20 protein-coding genes and 1 pseudogene are annotated in these 15,452 nt (G+C 72.4%); 15 read left to right on the forward strand and 6 right to left on the reverse strand.

Going from position 1 to position 15,452, the window contains the following annotated elements; translation table 11 throughout:
* The first annotated feature begins 126 nt into the window (after positions 1-126).
* Positions 127-1,020, forward strand: coding sequence for a fructosamine kinase family protein (locus N8I84_RS04020; protein WP_390898843.1), 894 nt, complete (start codon positions 127-129; stop codon positions 1,018-1,020).
* A gap of 64 nt (positions 1,021-1,084) precedes the next feature.
* The gene (locus N8I84_RS04025; protein ID WP_263228184.1) at positions 1,085-1,882 is read left to right on the forward strand and encodes an N-formylglutamate amidohydrolase; all 798 of its coding nucleotides are present in this window, start codon (positions 1,085-1,087) and stop codon (positions 1,880-1,882) included.
* Positions 1,883-1,901: 19 nt separating this feature from the next.
* On the opposite strand, the gene N8I84_RS04030 is transcribed toward N8I84_RS04025, so the two are convergent.
* Both N8I84_RS04030 and N8I84_RS04035 read right to left on the reverse strand, forming a co-directional pair.
* A complete protein-coding gene (locus N8I84_RS04030; protein WP_263228185.1) occupies positions 1,902-2,387 on the reverse strand; it encodes a DUF2000 domain-containing protein in 486 nt (161 codons plus the stop codon).
* 178 nt (positions 2,388-2,565) lie between these two features.
* Positions 2,566-3,051 carry an Lrp/AsnC family transcriptional regulator gene (locus N8I84_RS04035; protein ID WP_263234654.1) on the reverse strand — a complete coding sequence of 162 codons (486 nt, stop codon included), beginning with the start codon at positions 3,049-3,051 and terminating at the stop codon, positions 2,566-2,568.
* A 201-nt stretch (positions 3,052-3,252) separates the two neighbouring features.
* On the opposite strand from N8I84_RS04035, the gene N8I84_RS04040 reads away from it, so the two are divergent.
* The 3 genes and pseudogenes from N8I84_RS04040 (at position 3,253) to N8I84_RS04050 (ending at position 4,317) form a co-directional block, all read left to right on the forward strand.
* On the forward strand, positions 3,253-3,420 hold the full coding sequence (locus N8I84_RS04040) for a hypothetical protein (RefSeq protein ID WP_263235054.1): 168 nt from the start codon (positions 3,253-3,255) through the stop codon (positions 3,418-3,420).
* Positions 3,396-3,917 (forward strand): annotated as a pseudogene (locus N8I84_RS04045) (LPXTG cell wall anchor domain-containing protein); the annotation flags it as partial. The gene N8I84_RS04040 and the pseudogene N8I84_RS04045, both read left to right, overlap by 25 nt.
* 193 nt (positions 3,918-4,110) lie before the next feature.
* Positions 4,111-4,317 carry a hypothetical protein gene (locus N8I84_RS04050; protein WP_263228187.1) on the forward strand — a complete coding sequence of 69 codons (207 nt, stop codon included), beginning with the start codon at positions 4,111-4,113 and terminating at the stop codon, positions 4,315-4,317.
* Here the strand turns inward: N8I84_RS04050 and N8I84_RS04055 are convergent.
* Entirely contained in the window at positions 4,306-4,605 is a 300-nt protein-coding gene (locus tag N8I84_RS04055) for a DUF5133 domain-containing protein (RefSeq protein ID WP_263228190.1), read from the reverse strand. The genes N8I84_RS04050 and N8I84_RS04055 overlap by 12 nt on opposite strands.
* Before the next feature lie 239 nt (positions 4,606-4,844).
* On the opposite strand from N8I84_RS04055, the gene N8I84_RS04060 reads away from it, so the two are divergent.
* From N8I84_RS04060 to N8I84_RS04095, 8 genes are all read left to right on the forward strand, one after another.
* Positions 4,845-6,038 carry a hypothetical protein gene (locus tag N8I84_RS04060; protein WP_263228192.1) on the forward strand — a complete coding sequence of 398 codons (1,194 nt, stop codon included), beginning with the start codon at positions 4,845-4,847 and terminating at the stop codon, positions 6,036-6,038.
* Between the two features lie 365 nt (positions 6,039-6,403).
* Positions 6,404-6,781: an STAS domain-containing protein gene (locus N8I84_RS04065; RefSeq protein WP_390898844.1), complete on the forward strand. Its 378-nt coding sequence runs from the start codon at positions 6,404-6,406 to the stop codon at positions 6,779-6,781.
* Positions 6,782-7,138: 357 nt separating this feature from the next.
* The gene (locus N8I84_RS04070) at positions 7,139-8,038 is read left to right on the forward strand and encodes an STAS domain-containing protein (RefSeq protein ID WP_263228193.1); all 900 of its coding nucleotides are present in this window, start codon (positions 7,139-7,141) and stop codon (positions 8,036-8,038) included.
* Complete coding sequence (locus N8I84_RS04075) at positions 8,035-8,454, forward strand: STAS domain-containing protein (protein WP_263228194.1); 420 nt, start codon at positions 8,035-8,037, stop codon at positions 8,452-8,454. Before N8I84_RS04070 ends, N8I84_RS04075 begins: the two co-directional genes overlap by 4 nt.
* Positions 8,455-8,501: 47 nt before the next feature.
* A complete protein-coding gene (locus N8I84_RS04080) occupies positions 8,502-8,897 on the forward strand; it encodes an anti-sigma regulatory factor (RefSeq protein ID WP_263234656.1) in 396 nt (131 codons plus the stop codon).
* Complete coding sequence (locus tag N8I84_RS04085; protein ID WP_263228196.1) at positions 8,894-9,964, forward strand: ATP-binding SpoIIE family protein phosphatase; 1,071 nt, start codon at positions 8,894-8,896, stop codon at positions 9,962-9,964. Before N8I84_RS04080 ends, N8I84_RS04085 begins: the two co-directional genes overlap by 4 nt.
* Complete coding sequence (locus N8I84_RS04090; RefSeq protein ID WP_263228198.1) at positions 9,961-11,727, forward strand: PP2C family protein-serine/threonine phosphatase; 1,767 nt, start codon at positions 9,961-9,963, stop codon at positions 11,725-11,727. Before N8I84_RS04085 ends, N8I84_RS04090 begins: the two co-directional genes overlap by 4 nt.
* 108 nt (positions 11,728-11,835) lie before the next feature.
* Positions 11,836-12,267 carry an ATP-binding protein gene (locus N8I84_RS04095; RefSeq protein ID WP_200422979.1) on the forward strand — a complete coding sequence of 144 codons (432 nt, stop codon included), beginning with the start codon at positions 11,836-11,838 and terminating at the stop codon, positions 12,265-12,267.
* A gap of 92 nt (positions 12,268-12,359) precedes the next feature.
* Here the strand turns inward: N8I84_RS04095 and N8I84_RS04100 are convergent, their stop codons facing one another.
* The 3 genes from N8I84_RS04100 to N8I84_RS04110 all read right to left on the reverse strand — a co-directional run bounded on the left by N8I84_RS04100 (position 12,360) and on the right by N8I84_RS04110 (position 13,961).
* Positions 12,360-12,641: a hypothetical protein gene (locus N8I84_RS04100; protein ID WP_263228200.1), complete on the reverse strand. Its 282-nt coding sequence runs from the start codon at positions 12,639-12,641 to the stop codon at positions 12,360-12,362.
* Positions 12,642-12,702: 61 nt separating this feature from the next.
* Positions 12,703-13,212 carry an ATP-binding protein gene (locus N8I84_RS04105; protein WP_263228202.1) on the reverse strand — a complete coding sequence of 170 codons (510 nt, stop codon included), beginning with the start codon at positions 13,210-13,212 and terminating at the stop codon, positions 12,703-12,705.
* A 275-nt stretch (positions 13,213-13,487) separates the two neighbouring features.
* On the reverse strand, positions 13,488-13,961 hold the full coding sequence (locus N8I84_RS04110) for a hypothetical protein (RefSeq protein WP_263228204.1): 474 nt from the start codon (positions 13,959-13,961) through the stop codon (positions 13,488-13,490).
* A gap of 202 nt (positions 13,962-14,163) precedes the next feature.
* On the opposite strand from N8I84_RS04110, the gene N8I84_RS04115 reads away from it, so the two are divergent.
* Positions 14,164-14,394, forward strand: coding sequence for a DUF397 domain-containing protein (locus N8I84_RS04115; protein ID WP_103843436.1), 231 nt, complete (start codon positions 14,164-14,166; stop codon positions 14,392-14,394).
* A 98-nt stretch (positions 14,395-14,492) separates the two neighbouring features.
* The gene (locus N8I84_RS04120) at positions 14,493-15,413 is read left to right on the forward strand and encodes a helix-turn-helix domain-containing protein (protein ID WP_263228207.1); all 921 of its coding nucleotides are present in this window, start codon (positions 14,493-14,495) and stop codon (positions 15,411-15,413) included.
* Positions 15,414-15,452 lie beyond the last annotated feature (39 nt).

Raw genomic sequence — 15,452 nt, forward strand, 5'->3', positions numbered from 1 at the left:
GCTCACTCATCTCCGCGCGGGTTCGCAGACATCCGGGGCGGCGTTCAGGGTCACCGCGTCGGTGCGCCGGACGGCTGCGGTATCGTCCGGGCCCTCGGAGCCCGTACGGCGCGGGCCGGGGCATTCATGGAGTTCTGTCGACGAGGTGCCGCCATGACCGAAGCCGATCAGGGACCCGGGGCCGCGGCGGCCCGGTTCACCGGGCGTCCGGTGACCGGTGAGCGCCCGGGGTCCGGTGCGCTCACGGAGGTCGTCCTCGACGGCGGCCGGGTGGTGATGGTCAAACGCGGCGACGAACCCGGCTCCCTCCGGGCCGAGGCGGCGGGGCTGCGCTGGCTGGCGGACGCCGGCGCGGTACGCGTCCCGGCCGTGCACGGTCACGACGAGCACTGGCTTGTGACCGACCGCGTCCGGCCCGGGCGGTCCGGCGCCGAGGCAGCGGCGCGCTTCGGCCGCGAACTGGCGTCCCTGCACGCGGCGGGTGCGCCCGCGTTCGGCGCCCCGCCGCCCGGTGGTCCCGAGGACGCGTACATCGGCCTCGCCCCGATGCGCAACGTCGCCGGTGAGGACTGGCCGAGCTGGTACGGCGAGCACCGGGTGCTGCCCTATGTGCGCCGCGCGGTCGACGACGGCACGTTGCGGTCCACCGAGGCGACGTTGTTCGAACGTGTCTGCGAGCGGCTGCCGGAGCTGGCCGGTCCCGCGGAGCCGCCCGCCCGGCTGCACGGCGACCTGTGGAACGGCAACGTGTTGTGGGGCGCCGACGGCCACGCCTGGCTGATCGACCCGGCCGCGCACGGCGGACACCGGGAGACCGACCTCGCCATGCTGCACCTGTTCGGCTGCCCGCACCTGGACCGGGTGCTGGCCGGATACCAGGAGGCGGCTCCGCTCGCGGACGGCTGGAGGGACCGGATCGGGCTGCACCAGCTCTTCCCGCTGCTGGTCCACACGGTGCTGTTCGGCGGCGGCTACGCGGGGCAGGCGCTCGCGTCGGCCCGCGCGGCCCTGGCGGCCTGATCCGAAGCACGCGTGTTCCTCGGCCGGGTACGGTCTCCTGGTCACCGCACCCGGAGGAGCCGCCATGCCCCGCGCCACCGACGCCTCGTTCGACCTGTTGCCCGGCGCCGACGACTCTCCGGTGATCCTCCATGTGCCGCACGGGGCGCGGGAGATGCCGGCGGACGTGCGTGAGGGCATCCTGCTCGACGACACGGCCCTCGCCCGGGAGCTGGATCACATCACGGACGCGCACACCGGCGAACTGGCCGACCTCGCCGCGAAGGCCGCCGCCGTCACGCCCTGGCGGTTCGTCAACCGGCTGTCACGGCTGGTGGTCGATCCCGAGCGGTTCCCCGACGACCGCGAGGAGATGCTCGCCGTCGGGATGGGCGCCGTCTACACCCGCACCACGCACCGCGAGGTCCTGCGAGGGGCCGGCACCGACCCGGAACCGCTGCTGCGGCGCTACTTCCATCCGTACGCGCGGGCGATGACGGCGGCGGTCGCGGACAGGCTCGCCGCCGCGGGCCGGGCCGTCGTCCTCGACGTCCACTCATACCCGACCTCCCGTCTGCCCTACGAACTGCACGGCGAGGGCCCCCGGCCACCGGTCTGCCTGGGCACGGACTCCTTCCACACGCCGCCGGAACTGCTCGCCCGGGCGCGTGAGGCGTTCGCGGGGTTCGGCGGAACGGGGGTCGACAGCCCCTTCTCCGGGGCGTACGTCCCCCTGGAGTTCTACGGCTCACAGCCCCGGGTCACCGCGCTGATGGTGGAGATCCGCCGGGACGCCTACATGACCGAACCGGGCGGTGCCGCGGGCCCCGGTCTGCCCCGCCTCGCGTCGGCGCTGGCGGCGCTGGTGGACGCGGTGTCCTGACGGACGTCCCCGCCCGGGGTCACTGCAGCAGCGGGAGCTTGCCCGCGATCTTGCTGACGCGGTTGCGCGGGCCCACGATGCTCACGGCGCAGTACACGAGGTCGTCGGTGGCGGTCTTGCCCACGGTGGCCTGGTAGTCGGCGTAGACCAGCGTCTCCTGGGCCGCGACCGGCATGTCGGCGACGAAGGTGTCGGCATACGAGGCCGCCTTGGCGCGGATGGCGCGGAGGGTGTCGGCGTCCGCCGCCAGGACCGAGCAGCCGGCCCAGGGCAGTCCCGGGTGCACGGCGCCCTCGGCGTCGGTGGCGTCTTCGCCGAGCAGCCCGGTCACCGCGGACTGCGTGGCCGCCGCGACGCAGACGGCGGCGTTGACGGCGCGCCCGGAGGGCAGGTCCCGGTCGATGACCACGACCCACTTCAGCCGGGCAGCACGGGTCGAGACGGCGGGGTCCACCTCGCTGGCGGCGAAGCCGATCCGCGAGCCGGTCGTGTCTTCATCGGTCATGAGCTTGCCTCCTGAGCATTTCTGCGGCTGATGCGGAGAATGCTAGGCAGGTGTACGGTTCCGTGGCTCGACTACCGAACTTTCGCAGAACACGGCAGCCGCGTGACCACTGTCAGTGCACTTCATACGGCGAATCACCGGATGTGGCGTCGAACGTGCGGACCGGAATCGGTGCCCGTCACCGTTTCCTGCGCGGAGCCGACGGGGATTCGTCGGCGGGCTCGATACGGCGGGGCTGGACGTGCTCGTAGGCCATGGTGGTCTGCACGTCGGCGACCTCACGGCGCTCGGTCAGCCGGTCGATGACGAAGGCGTAGACGCCGTTGACGTCCGGGACGGCGACGTGGATGAGGAAGTCGTGCGCTCCGGAGGTGACGAACAGGCCGATGACTTCGGGCAGTTGGGCAGCCCACTCGCGGAACCCCTCGATGACGGGACGGGCCGGCGGCCGGATGCGCACCGAGATGAGTGCCTGGACCGGGCGGCCCACCGCCTCAAGGTCCACGGCCGCGTGGTAGCCCGTGATGACCCCGCGCTCCCGCAGCAGCCGTACCCGCTCCAGCGAGGTGGACGGGGAGACCCCCGTCCGCGCGGCCAGCTCCCGGTTCGTCTGCCGTGCGTCGTCCTGGAGTTCCCGCAGCAGGGCGCGGTCCAGTGCGTCCATGTCCATGCCGCCCACTATGCCGTACGAAGTTCGGCGGCAACGGGGAAGCTCCCTACGGGTGCTCGTCGCAGCGGTTCGGCCCGCCGATGTACGCCGGCTCCGTCAAGGCGGCGCCACTTTGTGTTATCGGCCGGGTCCGGAGCCGTCTCCTGAGCGTAATCGTCCGCATCGACCATCCGACGAGACCGAGGACGCACCCACGTGAGAGCACGGATCAGCCGCCGGAGCATGCTGAAGATCGCCGGTACGGCCGCGGGCGCGGCCGCCGTCACCGCCGCCGTCCCCGCGCCCGGGGGCGTCGGCGGCGGCACGGCCTTCGCGCACCCGGGACTGCTGCACACCCTGGATCCGTGCCCTACACCGCGCTGACCCGGAAGAAGGGCGCACCGGGCGTCTGGTCCGGCAGTGAGACGACCAGCAGGGCGGCCGCCGTGGATCCGGCCATGACCCGCCCGATCTGGGCCATGATCGCCAACCACTACACCAAGCGCCGAGGGCTGGACGCCCCCTATGTCACGCGGATCGCGGCCAGGACGGCCCCGGAGGGCGGCGGCGGGGACTACGGGCCCAACAGCGGCGGATACGACCAGCTCGGTTTCGGCACGCTGACGTTCACCCGCGACCGGGTGTCCACGGCCGAGGCGACGGCGTCCCCGACGCCCGCGTCCGGCGCGGCCACCGGAGCCGGAGGCGGGTCCCCCGCGCCGTCGTCCATGGCCGGTCCGCAGGGCGGCCGGGGCAGGGACCTGGCGAACACCGGCTCCTCGGACGTCCCCGCGTGGACCGCCGCCGCGGGCGTCACCGCCGTCGCGGGCGGGCTGCTCCTGCTGCGCCGCCGCGGGCGCGCCGGGCGCGACAGCGCGTGAGCCGAAGGGCGGCGGCCGACCGTCGCACGACCGCCGGCACGCCCTCCTCGCACACGACGAGCGCCCGCCCCGCGACGCTCCGTAGCGGAGCACCGCATCCCGGCCCGCTCGAGCGCATCCCCGCCCTCTCGGGATGCGCGCTGCGCCATCTGGGGGAAAGGTGAGGGGAGGATCGACTCGCAGAGGAGACAGAATGTCGACGTCACAGCCTGATGCGTCGCGTCGTCTGGCGGATGACCGCGCCACGCCGGACGAGCTGCTGCACGCGTGCCCGCTCGAGACCTCGGCGGAGGATCTGGTCCTCGCCTCGGGGCGGGACATCACCCCCAGGACCCTCGCCTGGGCGGAGCGCAAGCTCGCCTCCGAGGGGCACGCCGCGCTGGACAAGCTACTGCCTTAGTGACTCCCGGTCCGGAATCACCGCGCCGGGGACGGGGCCGGGCCCCGGGGCCGTGATTCCGGACCGGTGCGGCTGCTGCGGGGTGTACTTCAGGCTGCCCTCGAGGAGCGCGTCGGCGGCGGAGACGGCGTCGCGCACGTCCTTGGTGCCCGTCATGACGCACAGTGTGTAGCTGACATCCGCCAGCTCTCGTGCCGCTTCGGGTGTCTCCCGCTCGGCGAGCGCGATCCGCAGGGACGCGTACCGGGTCAGCAGTGTTCTGACGGCCTTCGGATCGGGAACGAGCACAGGCGGGCCTTTCTCTCGTTTTTCCGTCCCGGCTCCCCCGTCTCGGGCGAAGCATGCACAACTCGTCTCACACGGCCCGCCTTTGGCGCGATCTCGACCCTCCTCTCCCCCCGGCTCACCCCATGGCGGTCCGCGACAGGGCGCGACACGCGATCACGACCCACCCCTCCCCTCCCGGCCGTTGACGTGCGCGGACCATACTGGGAGGCGCCCCCTGTCCCCTTTCCCCAGAGTGATCCATGGCAAAGTCCTCCACCGTCCGTGCCACGGCTCCCGACACCGTGTGGCTGGCCCGCGGGCGACACCCCGGCCCGGGCGCCGAGGACGCCGTCCGCCGGCGCCTGCGTCAGCTGAAGAGCGAGAAGGTCATCCAGGACGAGACCGAGTACGACGGTTCCCGGGAGGGCGCGCCCGCGCGCGCCTTCGAGGCGCGGTGGCTCGTCGCGGGCGATGTCGTCGTACGGGCCCGCCTCGACGTCGGGGCGCCCGACGACCAGGACGGCACCCAGGGCTGGGTGCTGGTGGCCGAGGCGGACCGGGCCTGGGACCTGCACTGGCCCTCTCCGGCCACCGTCTTCTGGCCCGACGACCCGGACGTGCCCTGGGACCACGACGTGGTGCCAGGGCCGCGCTTCAGGGAGATCAACCCGCTGCCCACGGAGGACCGGGCGCTGCGGCGCCTGCTGAAGGACTGCGCGCGTCACTCCTGGAGCATCCACGTGGTCGTCCACGAGGCGATGACTCCCGACGAGCGCGGACTGCGCCCCCTCGCACCGCTGCTGCCGCCCGGCCTCAGGCACCGCGTCGTGGAACACCGGGCCGCGCCCGAGCAGTTCCAGGTGGTCAACTGGGCCCTCTACGACCTCAGGGCACGGGTGCCCCGGGGCGGTGCCGTGGTGCTGCCCGCGGCGCCGTCCGGTCCCGGCGCCGACGACAACGGGTTCAGCGTCCGCACGGTCTTCCTCGACGGTTCGCGCCCCACGGAACTCCTCGACACCGTGCGGCGCTTCGCCGAGCAGCCCACGCCCCTGCCCGAGGGCGCCGAGGAGGCCCTGTCCGCGCTGCGCGAGCAGTGGCATCTGACCACCCTCGAGGAGGAACTGGCCCTGGCGCGCCGCCGGCTCGCCGCCTACGCCGAGGCGCTCGAGGCCATGACGAAGTCGCGGGACATGTACCGGGAGGCGGCCGAACTCGCCCACGAGGCGCTGGCGGCCTACCAGGAGGCCGGCACGCTGCCCGCACCCCGCCGGCCACGCAAGAGGGAAGGTTTCTCCTTGCGTACTCTGTCCAAGCCCCTGGAGCGCGTGGTGGACGGCGTGAAGTCGCTCGGTGGACCGGGCCCGCAGAACGGTGACACCGCCCCCGAGGCTGAGCCCTCCGCGGGCACCTCCCCGGCCGGGCCGCCCGGCTCCGGGCACTCCAAGCAGCCCTAAAGCCTCTCGTCCGGGTCATGCCGGGCCCGCCTGCCGACAGCAGAGGGCCCCGCCGCATGCCGGGGGGAGGGACATCGGCGGGGCCGACGGCTCGAGGCACCAGGGGGGAGGGCACCCACGAGCGGTCCGACATGCTGGTGCCCGGCTTCCCGGGAAGTATGCGTGGCCGTTTTCCGCGTCTTGTGTCACCCATCCGTGAGAGCCGGGTGTAGGCGGAGGTTTCCGGGGTACCCGGCGGCGAACTCGCTGTCGGGTGCCACTCCGGCAGCGAGATGTTGATCACCTCCGGAGCGCGGGTCGCGGTGCATCTGTCGTCCGCCCCGGGGTAGGCGAGCCCCGCCACACCGTACGGATGGGAGGACATTGTGTCGGCTGAGCAGACCCCGCTCTCCATCGATGTGACGATGCCCCGGGAGGATGTCGCGCTGGTCACTGTGAAGGGTTTCCTGGACGTCGACACAGCGACGGAGTTGCATCACCACCTGGCCAACCAGATGCACCACGGCCGGCAGCACCTGTTGCTCGACCTGTCGGAGGTGCCGTTCATGGACTCGTCGGGCATCAACATCATTCTCAACGCCTACAAGGAGACCCGTCAGGTCGGCGGCTCGATCGGCCTCATCGACCCGGCTCCGGCCGTCCAGCGGATCCTCGACCTGACGGGGGTGAGCCTGACCGTCCCGTCCTTCAAGACCGTTCAGGACGCTCTGGACGACACGGACGACGCGTTGAGCCGGCCCTAGGCTCGCGGGCGGGGCGTTGCTCTCGGACGCCGGGCCGGACCACGGGTGCGCCGACGAGGCCGGTCACCGTGCGGGTGACGGCCGGACGTGCTGACGGCCCGTCAAATGGCGTGCTTCCGCCGGGGAACGTCGTCCGCCCGTGTGGTCTCCGTGTTCGTCGTCGCCCGCCTCCGACGGTCCGACGCCGCGCATACGGACGACAGTCGGCCGGATCCTCCGATCGTCGGATGATCTTCGGGGCGTCCTCGTGTGCCGAGGGGGATCTCCCATGATTACAGTGGTCGCGCGACAAGGAACCGCGCTCTCCGGGCAGGCTCCCCAGCCGTCGGGGAGGGTACGTACGAAGGAGACAGGGACGTGACGGACCAGGAGTCGGCAACGAACCCAGGAGCGTCGACACGGGTCGTGGGGGACTTCCTGCTACGCCGTCGGGAGCAGATCTCTCAGCGCTGGGCCGACCAGACGCTCTTCCGTACGGTGTTCACGGTGTCGCGCGATGAGGCCGTGGAAGCCGCGGGCTCTCTGGTGGAGGCGCTCGCCGCGGTGGCCGCCTCCGGGCGGATCGAGGATCTCCGGGCCCCGGGCTTCTCGGGGATGCGCGAACAACTCACGCGCATGGCGGCTTCGCGGGCCCGTGCGGGCGCGACGCCGTCGCAGATCGCCGACGAGGTGGCGGCCCTGGGTCCCTCGATCAGGGAACTGCTGGGCGCCGAACTGTCCGGGTCGGACGGCGAGGCGAGCGGATCGCACGCCGTGGCGCTCACCGCCCTGATGGGTACGCTGCGGGTGCTGGTCATGGAGACCGCCCTGAGCACGGGCGAGGAGATCATCGAGCGGCAGCGCCTGCAACTCCTCGAAGTCGCCACGCCCGTCATCAAACTGTGGAACGGCATCGTCGCCGTACCGCTCATCGGCACCCTGGACAGCGCCCGCAGCCAGGTCGTGATGGAGAGCCTGCTGGAGGCCGTCGTCACCCAGCAGGCCCGGTTCGCGATCCTGGACATCACCGGAGTGACCACCGTGGACTCCCTGGTGGCGCAGCACCTGATGAAGACCGTCGCGGCGGCCCGCCTCATGGGCGCGGAGTGCATCGTGTCCGGCATCCGGCCGGCGATCGCCCAGACCATCGTGCACCTGGGGATCGACCTGGGCTCGGTCATCACCCGGGCGAGCCTGGCCGACGCCCTCGCCTACGCCCTCCACGAGCTGGGCGCCGTGATCGTCGACCGGGCGGGCCACGGAGGAGGCCAGCGGTGACCGGCGGTTTCCAGGATCCGACGGGTGCTTCCGTCCCCGTACTCAGGCTCGGAGACGTTCTCCTCGTCACCCTTCAGGGCGAATTGGAGGACAAGTCCGCCGAACAGCTGCAGCAGGACATCAGCGAGGCCATCGCGGGAAGTTCCGCCACCGGAGTCGTCATCGACGTCTCCGGTGTCGAGATCGTCGATTCCTTCCTCGGGCGCGTGTTCGCCGAGATCGCGGCGAGCGCCAAGCTGCTCGCCGCGGAGACAGTGGTGGCCGGCATGCGCCCCGCGGTGGCCATCACCCTGGTCGAACTCGGCCTCACGCTGCCGGGTCTGCGCACCGCGCTCGACACCGACGAAGCACTGCGGATGCTGACACGGGCGTCCACGCCCCTGTCCCACGGTCCAGCACGCCAGGAGAACGCGTGACGGAGACATCGGGCCGCGTCACCACATGCCTGCCCATCCGCACGGACATGGATCTGGCATGGGTGCGGCAGCATGTGCGGCAGGCGGCTGCCGAGATCGGTTTCGGGCTGGTGGAGCAGACCAAACTGATCACCGCGGCCAGCGAGCTCGCACGCAACACACTCGTCCACGGCGGAGGCGGACAGGTGGAGTTCGCCTTCCTGGACAACGGCCGCGCCCGTGGTCTGCGCCTGTCCTTCATCGACGAGGGGCCGGGCATCCCCGACATGGAGCGGGCCCTCACCGACGGCTACACCTCGGGCGGCGGCCTCGGCCTCGGGCTCGGCGGAGCCCGTCGGCTGGTCCACGAGTTCTCGATCGACTCCCGTCCCGGCGAAGGCACCCGGGTCACCGTGATCTGCTGGGCCGCCGGACCGCCCCGGCCCCGCGAGGGGGTCCGATGACCCGCGTCTGGGACGTGCCCGTGCACGACTCGACCCGGGTCCGGGACGTCGCGGTGGCGGTGCAGGACAGCTGCGGCCACGCGGGGTTCGACGACGGCCGTACGGCCGCGGCCGTGCTCGTCGCCACCGAGCTCTCCACCAACCTGCTCAAGCACGCGGGCGGAGGTCGCATCCTCATCGACACGGTGGACGCGGACCTCACCTCGGACACGGCCGTCCGAAAGCCGGCGTTGCAGATCGTCGCGATCGATCACGGGCCGGGCATCCCCGACCTCGCGGCCGCGCTGGGCGACGGCTTCTCCACCACGTCCTCGCTGGGTGCCGGCCTCGGCACCTGCCGGCGCATAGCGGACGACTTCGACGTGCACAGCGCGCCCGGCAGGGGCACCATCGCCCTGGCCCGGATAAGGGCCGAGTCCGGTCGCCGGCGGCAGGGGCGCGCCCGGCGCGACCACGCCCCGGTGCGGGCCGGCGGCGTCAACATCGCCCTGGCGGGACCCCATTCGGGTGACGCCTGGGCGTGCGTGAGGTTCGGGGAGCGGGTCACGCTGCTCCTCGCCGACGGACTGGGGCACGGCCCGGCCGCGGCCGAGGCGTCCGACGCGGCGGTCCGGCAGCTGCGGGACAGCGCTCATCTGCCGCCGGCGGAGCTGCTCAACGTCCTGCACACGGTGTTGCGCAGCACCCGGGGCGCCGCCGTCGCGGTCGCCCAGGTCGACCTCGCGGAAGGGACTCTGAAGTTCTCCGGCATCGGCAACATCGGCGCCCGGTTCCGCTCCGCCGGTGGCTGGCAGCACCTGCTGTCGCATCCCGGCATAGTCGGCGCCCACCGACCGGCGCACATCCCCTGTCGGCGGCTGCCCTGGTCGCCCGAATGCCTCCTCGTCCTGCACAGCGACGGACTGCCCAGCCGGTGGTCCCTGCGGGAGGACGTGCCCTCCGCGGAGCTGGACCCCGGGGTGACGGCCGCCGTGATCGTACGGGACGCCAGCAGTGCCGCCCGGACCGTCCGCGACGACACCACGGTGACCGTGCTGTCCCCCACCCCGCCGAAGCGTGAACCATGACCCACACCTGGCAGATCATCACCGTCGTCGATGCCGCCCGGGCCCGGATCGCCACTGCCCGGCTCGCGGCCGATCTCGGTGTCTCCGTCGTCGACCGCACCCGCCTGGTCACCGCGCTCACCGAGCAGCTGCGCCAGTGCCTCACCAAGGGCGGCGCCTGGCGCCTGGCGCTCGGGACCACTCCCCCGTCGCGGGGCGAGAAGCAGGCACGGCTGTGGGTCACCGTCCGTCCGGACCCGGACGAGCGCCCCCAAGAGGAGCCGACGTGGCAGGCGCAGGTTCCGGCACCGGAACGGGGCGGCCGGGCGGACACGGTGGCGGTGCGCGCCTCCCCGCCGGCGCTCGCCGAGGCGCTGTTCAGCGCCGACGACGACACCGCGCGCGTACTGGACGCACTGACGGAGCAGGAGGCGCTGGTCGCGTTCCACCGTGAGGAGCTGCACCAGACGAACCAGGGCGTGCTCGCGCTGCACGCCGAGCTCGACGCCGCCGGCCAGGCGCAGCGCGAGCTGTTCGCCGCCGAGCGGGCCGCGCGCACGGAGGCCGAGGAGGCGCGCCGCAGGCTCACCTTCCTCGCCGACGCCAGCGCGGCACTGACGGCGTCCCTGAACCACGGCGAGATCGTCCGTCTGCTCCCCGAACTGCTCACCCCGACGTACGCACGGACCGCCGACGTGTGGCTGCTCGGCGACGACGAGGCGGAGCCGAGCCACGCGCCCCGCCCGGCCGCCGCCGTGCTGGCCGCCCGCACGGGCCGCCCCCAGTACGCGGCGCCCCAACCGGGCGGTCTGCCCGGCGTGGATGACCGGCCGCCCTCCGCCCTGCACCCCACCCGGCCGCTGCTGTGCCTCCCGCTGTCGGCCCGGCAGGTGCCGCTCGGTGTGATCACCCTCACCCCGCCCGGCGACCGGTGGGATCCGGACGACGCCGTGATGCTGATCGAACTGGCCCGCAGGGCCGCCATCGCGATCGACAACGCCCAGCGCTTCGAGCACAGCCGCGACATCGCCGAGACGCTGCAGCGGGCGCTGCTCACCGAGCTGCCCGCCACCCCCGGGCTCCAGCTCGCCGCCCGCTATCTGCCGGCGACCCACGGTCTCAACATCGGCGGCGACTGGTACGACGCCTTCCGGCAGCCCGACGGGAGCCTGATCGCGGTCATCGGCGATGTCACCGGGCACGGGCTGCACGCGGCGGTGATGATGAGCCAGCTGCGGACGGCCCTGCGCGCGTACGCCGTCGACGGGGGCAGCCCGGGCCGGCTCCTCACCCGGCTGCACCTGTTCCTGCACCATCTGCAGCCGGATCTGTACGCCACCGCGGTGATCGCCCGTTTCCGGCCCGGGGAACCGGTGCTGACCTGGGCCGCGGCCGGTCATCCGCCCCCGGTGCTGCGCACGCCCGACGGCCGGGTGCACACCCTCGACGCCAAGCCGGGCGCCATGCTGGGCGTTCCGGTGCAGCAGGAGATCGAGGACCACACCGCTCCCCTGCCGCCCGGCTCGACGCTGGCCCTGTACACGGACGGCCTGGTGGAGCGGCGGGCGTACGGCATCGACCCGGGCATCGAGCGTCTCGCCGAGGCGATGTCCACGCTCGCCGTGCCGGACCGGAACGGCGGACTGGAGGGCGCCGCGGACGGGGTACTCGAGCCGATGCTGAGGGACTCGGAGGGCGAGGACGACGTATGTCTCTTGTTGTGTCACGTGGACGGCGAGATCGCCGAGAACGCCGGGACCGCCGGGGAGGCGCCCGTACCGTGATCCTGGATGCGTATCCTCCGGCTTTCTGGCAACCGTCATAAGGGGGGCCGGGCGACAGCGCGACGAACGACGAGAACCGGCCGGAGTGCCGGCCGGGGGAAGGACGGCATGGCAACCGAGCCGCGTTGGGACAAGGCCTGGCCGTTCGAGACGGTCGAGGCTCTGGTGGCGGATTTCGGAGGTGACCTGCCCGACGTCACCGGGGCACGGCTGGCCGCCGAGGAGTTTCTGCGACGGCTGGCGCGGGCTTCGCCTCCGACGAGTCCCGAGTACTGGAACGACATACTCCTGGTGGTCGACGAGCTGGCGGCGAACGCCGTCCAGTACGCGCCCGGGCCGTTCGGCCTGCGGATGCGTCCGACGTACGACGGTGTCCATGTGACGCTGCACGACACCAGCACGACGCCTCCGGCGCCGCGTCCCTTCAAGCCGGGCCAGAGCGGAGGCATCGGCTGGCACCTGGTGCACACGCTGTGCCACCAGGTGAGCGTGGTCGTCCAGCCGGAGGGCAAGGACGTGCACGTGTTCCTGCCCTGGTAGGGCGCGGGCCCTTCAGGTCCGCGCCCTACCAGGGCGGGAGCCCCCGCGGTGCCGTCGGCCGACCGTCGGTGAGCGCGGGGCGGCTCGTGGGATCAGGCCGCCCGCCACCGCGACCCGGAGCCGTCCGGGGCGGTGCTGCCGGCGGCCCGCGTGTCTCCGGCCTTCTGTGCCGTGGGCCTCTCGCGGACCCGGGACCCGGTGTCGGCGCCGTCCGCGTCGTCCGGAGAGGAGCGGGGCACGGCGCGCAGCCGGCGGCGTCCCGCGCCACGGGCCTTCCCGGTGCCGCCCGGGGTGAGCAGGCGTTCCTCATAGCTGCCGAGCGCGAGCACGAGGCACAGCATGGACACCGGCATGAGCAGGGCTACGGCGATCATGTGGGCTCCTTCACAGGGCGTCCTGTTCCGCGTTGCCCCGCTTCGCCCTTGGAAACACGATTCAGCCGAGTGGCACGAACACGCTGACGGTCTTGCCGTCCACCCGCGGTTCGATGACGATGTCGCGCGCCAGCTTGATGATCAACGGCCAGCCGAACCCGCCCCGGTCCTGCCTGTCGGGGAGCTCGCCGGTACCGAACGCCACGGAGGGGATGTCCGGGCTGCGGTCGCGGACGACGAGGCGGACGCCCTCCCGCGTGGGGACGGCCTCGAAACCGGCGAGTCCGCCCCCGTGGCGGATGGCGTTGGACACCAGTTCCGAGGTGACGAGCAGCAGGTCGGTGACGGCCAGCTCGGCCGGCCGCACGGGCGCGGTGTCCCAGTGGCTCCGGACGACCGCGAGCACGTACGCGCGCGCCGTGGCGGCGCTGGTCACCGGGACGAGGGGCGGGGACGGGTCACTCTGCCGCACGCCGTCGGACGTGTGCGCGTGCCGCGGGCGTACGGGGGCGCTGATGTCGCGCTCGTCGGCGGCTCCCGGGTTCCCGCCGTCCCGCGGGGGAAGGTCCACCGGTTTCATCGTGCGCGCAAGGAGTCGGGCAGGCCTGCGGGGCCCGTGGCGTCGCGGGGACGGCACCGGCCCTCGGAGCCTGTGTCGAGGGTCGGCGTGGCGTGGTGTCGTTCGTTCATCGCCCCACGCATACCCGTCCGTGGGCAAGCCATGAGTGCGAAAAAATGCTCGGCGCGGAATCTGTCGCCCTCGGCCGACCGGTTCGCAGGGTCGGCGAGCGTTTTCCGCAGTCCCTGGCGACCGGCCCCGAGACCTCTGGTCACCGGACCGACGCCTCAGCCGGCCAGTGCGGCGGCGAGCTCGGCGGCGGCCTCGACGAGTTCGACGTCCTGCTCCGCGAGCAGTTGACGCAGTACCCCCCGGTCGGCGTGCACGGCACGGCGGGCCGCGCGCTCCCACCCCACGTAGTCCTGGGGGTAGTTGAGCAGTTTGGGGTAGGCGGAGGCGGTGCTCTCCCACTGGTGGGCGTCGGCGATGCTCCTCAGCAGGTGAAGAATCTCCACGCGGCAGGTCACCTGGGGTAGCCGGGCCAGCTCCCACAGGAACGGGACCGTCGCCGCCGTGGCCTGGTCGACGACGAAGCCGTACTGGCAGATGCGCTCCCGCAGGTGGCCGAGTGCCGCCCGGGCGGTGGCCTCGTCGCCCCGGGCGACGTCGTTGAGCAGGACCGGGATGGCCTCGGCGGAGCCGCTGGAGTCCTTGATGGAGTCCCACGGCACGTGCCCCAGGTCCTTCAGTGATGTGGCCATTTCCACTCCCGCAGACAGTGTGGGGCCAAGAACGACACGGCATTGCTACGACACGGCATTGCTGCGGCACGGCACCGCTCTGATGGGACGTCAGCACACGGACGTCTGTGAAGCGGTGGACACCGCCGCTATTATCCACGCAGTCAGTACCGTCGTGCAATTGCATGGGAAATTGCACGACGGGGAACGGAAGGAGACTGTGGTGCCTTCAGTGCCGAACGGAGTGCAGGCGGGCTCGTTGGAAGCCCGCTGGATCAAGAGCGGGCACAGCAACGCCGAGGGCAACTGTGTCGAGCTGGCCCGCCTGGCCGACGGGGCCATCGCGGTGCGCAACTCGCGCGATCCGGAAGGACCCGCGCTCGTGTACACGCCCGCCGAGGTGGCCGCGTTCCTGGCCGGCGCCAAGGACGGGGAGTTCGATCATCTGGTGTGAGTGGGATCCCGCGGGTTCGGTCCTGCCGTCCCCTGCGACACGGCGCGCCGGGATGCGATAATGAGGGTCTGTTGTCCGTCGGCTGACCGGGAGTCAGGATGTCCGCCTCGTCCAACCGCGTCTCCCGTCTCGAACCGTATCTCAGCCGGACCCAGCCCGCTCCGACTCTTCTGAAGATGCTGGTCGGCGTGCAGTTGGCGGGCATGCGCGAGGACGCCGGCCTTTCTCAGGAGCAGGCGGCGCGGGCCCTCGGGTTCAGTCCCGCGAAGCTGTCACGCATCGAGGCGGGCAAGGGACGCAGGCCGCCCACGGAAGACGACGTCCATGCGCTGCTGCGGCTGTACCGGGCCGATGACCACGAGGCCTCGGTCCTGGTCCAGTTGCTGCGGCGGGCCGGTGAGCCGGGCTGGTGGCAACGCTACGACAAGCGGCTGATGCCCGAGTGGTTCGACCGCCTGGTCGGGCTTCAGGAGGCGGCCACCGCGATCCGTACCTTCGAGATCCAGTACGTACCCGGGCTGTTGCAGACCCCGGCCTACACCCGGGCCGTGGTGGAGCGCGGCCTGCCGACGGCCTCGGCCGCCGAGGTGGAGCGCCGGGTGGAGCTGCGGATGCGGCGACGGGAGCTGCTGTCGCGTCCGGACGCTCCTCGGCTGTGGGCCGTCGTCGACGAGTCGGTGCTGATGCGGGTGCTGGGCGGCCGCGAGGTGATGCGCGAGCAGCTCGAGCACCTGGTCGAGATGGCGCGGCGTCCGCATGTGACCGTGCAGGTCGTGCCGTTGGACGTGACCAACGCGTCGGCCCCGGCGATACCGGTCACCTATCTGCGCTTCGGTGGCGCGGACCTGCCGGACATCGTCTACCTGGAGCACATCAGGAGCGCCAACTTCCTGGAGGACCGGGACGAGACGGAGGAGTACCGGGTCGTACTGGACCGGCTCGCCGACGAGGCCCTCGACCCGCGTGAGTCACTGGCCCTGTTGCGCAGGACGCTTCGGGAGCGTTACCCGGCCGGGTGACGTTTCCCGGCCGGGTGGCCGGTGGCGTGGGCTTCGGCG

The organism is Streptomyces cynarae (assembly GCF_025642135.1).
GTDB classification, from domain to species: Bacteria; Actinomycetota; Actinomycetes; order Streptomycetales; family Streptomycetaceae; genus Streptomyces; species Streptomyces cynarae.

Excerpts from the sequence above, each read along its gene's own strand:
- N8I84_RS04020 (WP_390898843.1), top strand. The coding sequence starts at position 127 with ATGGAGTTCTGTCGACGAGGTGCCGCCATGACCGAAGCCGATCAGGGA.
- N8I84_RS04025 (WP_263228184.1), top strand. The coding sequence starts at position 1,085 with ATGCCCCGCGCCACCGACGCCTCGTTCGACCTGTTGCCCGGCGCCGAC.
- N8I84_RS04030 (WP_263228185.1), bottom strand. The coding sequence starts at position 2,387 with ATGACCGATGAAGACACGACCGGCTCGCGGATCGGCTTCGCCGCCAGC.
- N8I84_RS04035 (WP_263234654.1), bottom strand. The coding sequence starts at position 3,051 with ATGGACGCACTGGACCGCGCCCTGCTGCGGGAACTCCAGGACGACGCA.
- N8I84_RS04050 (WP_263228187.1), top strand. The coding sequence starts at position 4,111 with ATGTCGACGTCACAGCCTGATGCGTCGCGTCGTCTGGCGGATGACCGC.
- N8I84_RS04060 (WP_263228192.1), top strand. The coding sequence starts at position 4,845 with ATGGCAAAGTCCTCCACCGTCCGTGCCACGGCTCCCGACACCGTGTGG.
- N8I84_RS04080 (WP_263234656.1), top strand. The coding sequence starts at position 8,502 with ATGGATCTGGCATGGGTGCGGCAGCATGTGCGGCAGGCGGCTGCCGAG.
- N8I84_RS04085 (WP_263228196.1), top strand. The coding sequence starts at position 8,894 with ATGACCCGCGTCTGGGACGTGCCCGTGCACGACTCGACCCGGGTCCGG.
- N8I84_RS04090 (WP_263228198.1), top strand. The coding sequence starts at position 9,961 with ATGACCCACACCTGGCAGATCATCACCGTCGTCGATGCCGCCCGGGCC.
- N8I84_RS04095 (WP_200422979.1), top strand. The coding sequence starts at position 11,836 with ATGGCAACCGAGCCGCGTTGGGACAAGGCCTGGCCGTTCGAGACGGTC.
- N8I84_RS04100 (WP_263228200.1), bottom strand. The coding sequence starts at position 12,641 with ATGATCGCCGTAGCCCTGCTCATGCCGGTGTCCATGCTGTGCCTCGTG.
- N8I84_RS04110 (WP_263228204.1), bottom strand. The coding sequence starts at position 13,961 with ATGGCCACATCACTGAAGGACCTGGGGCACGTGCCGTGGGACTCCATC.
- N8I84_RS04120 (WP_263228207.1), top strand. The coding sequence starts at position 14,493 with ATGTCCGCCTCGTCCAACCGCGTCTCCCGTCTCGAACCGTATCTCAGC.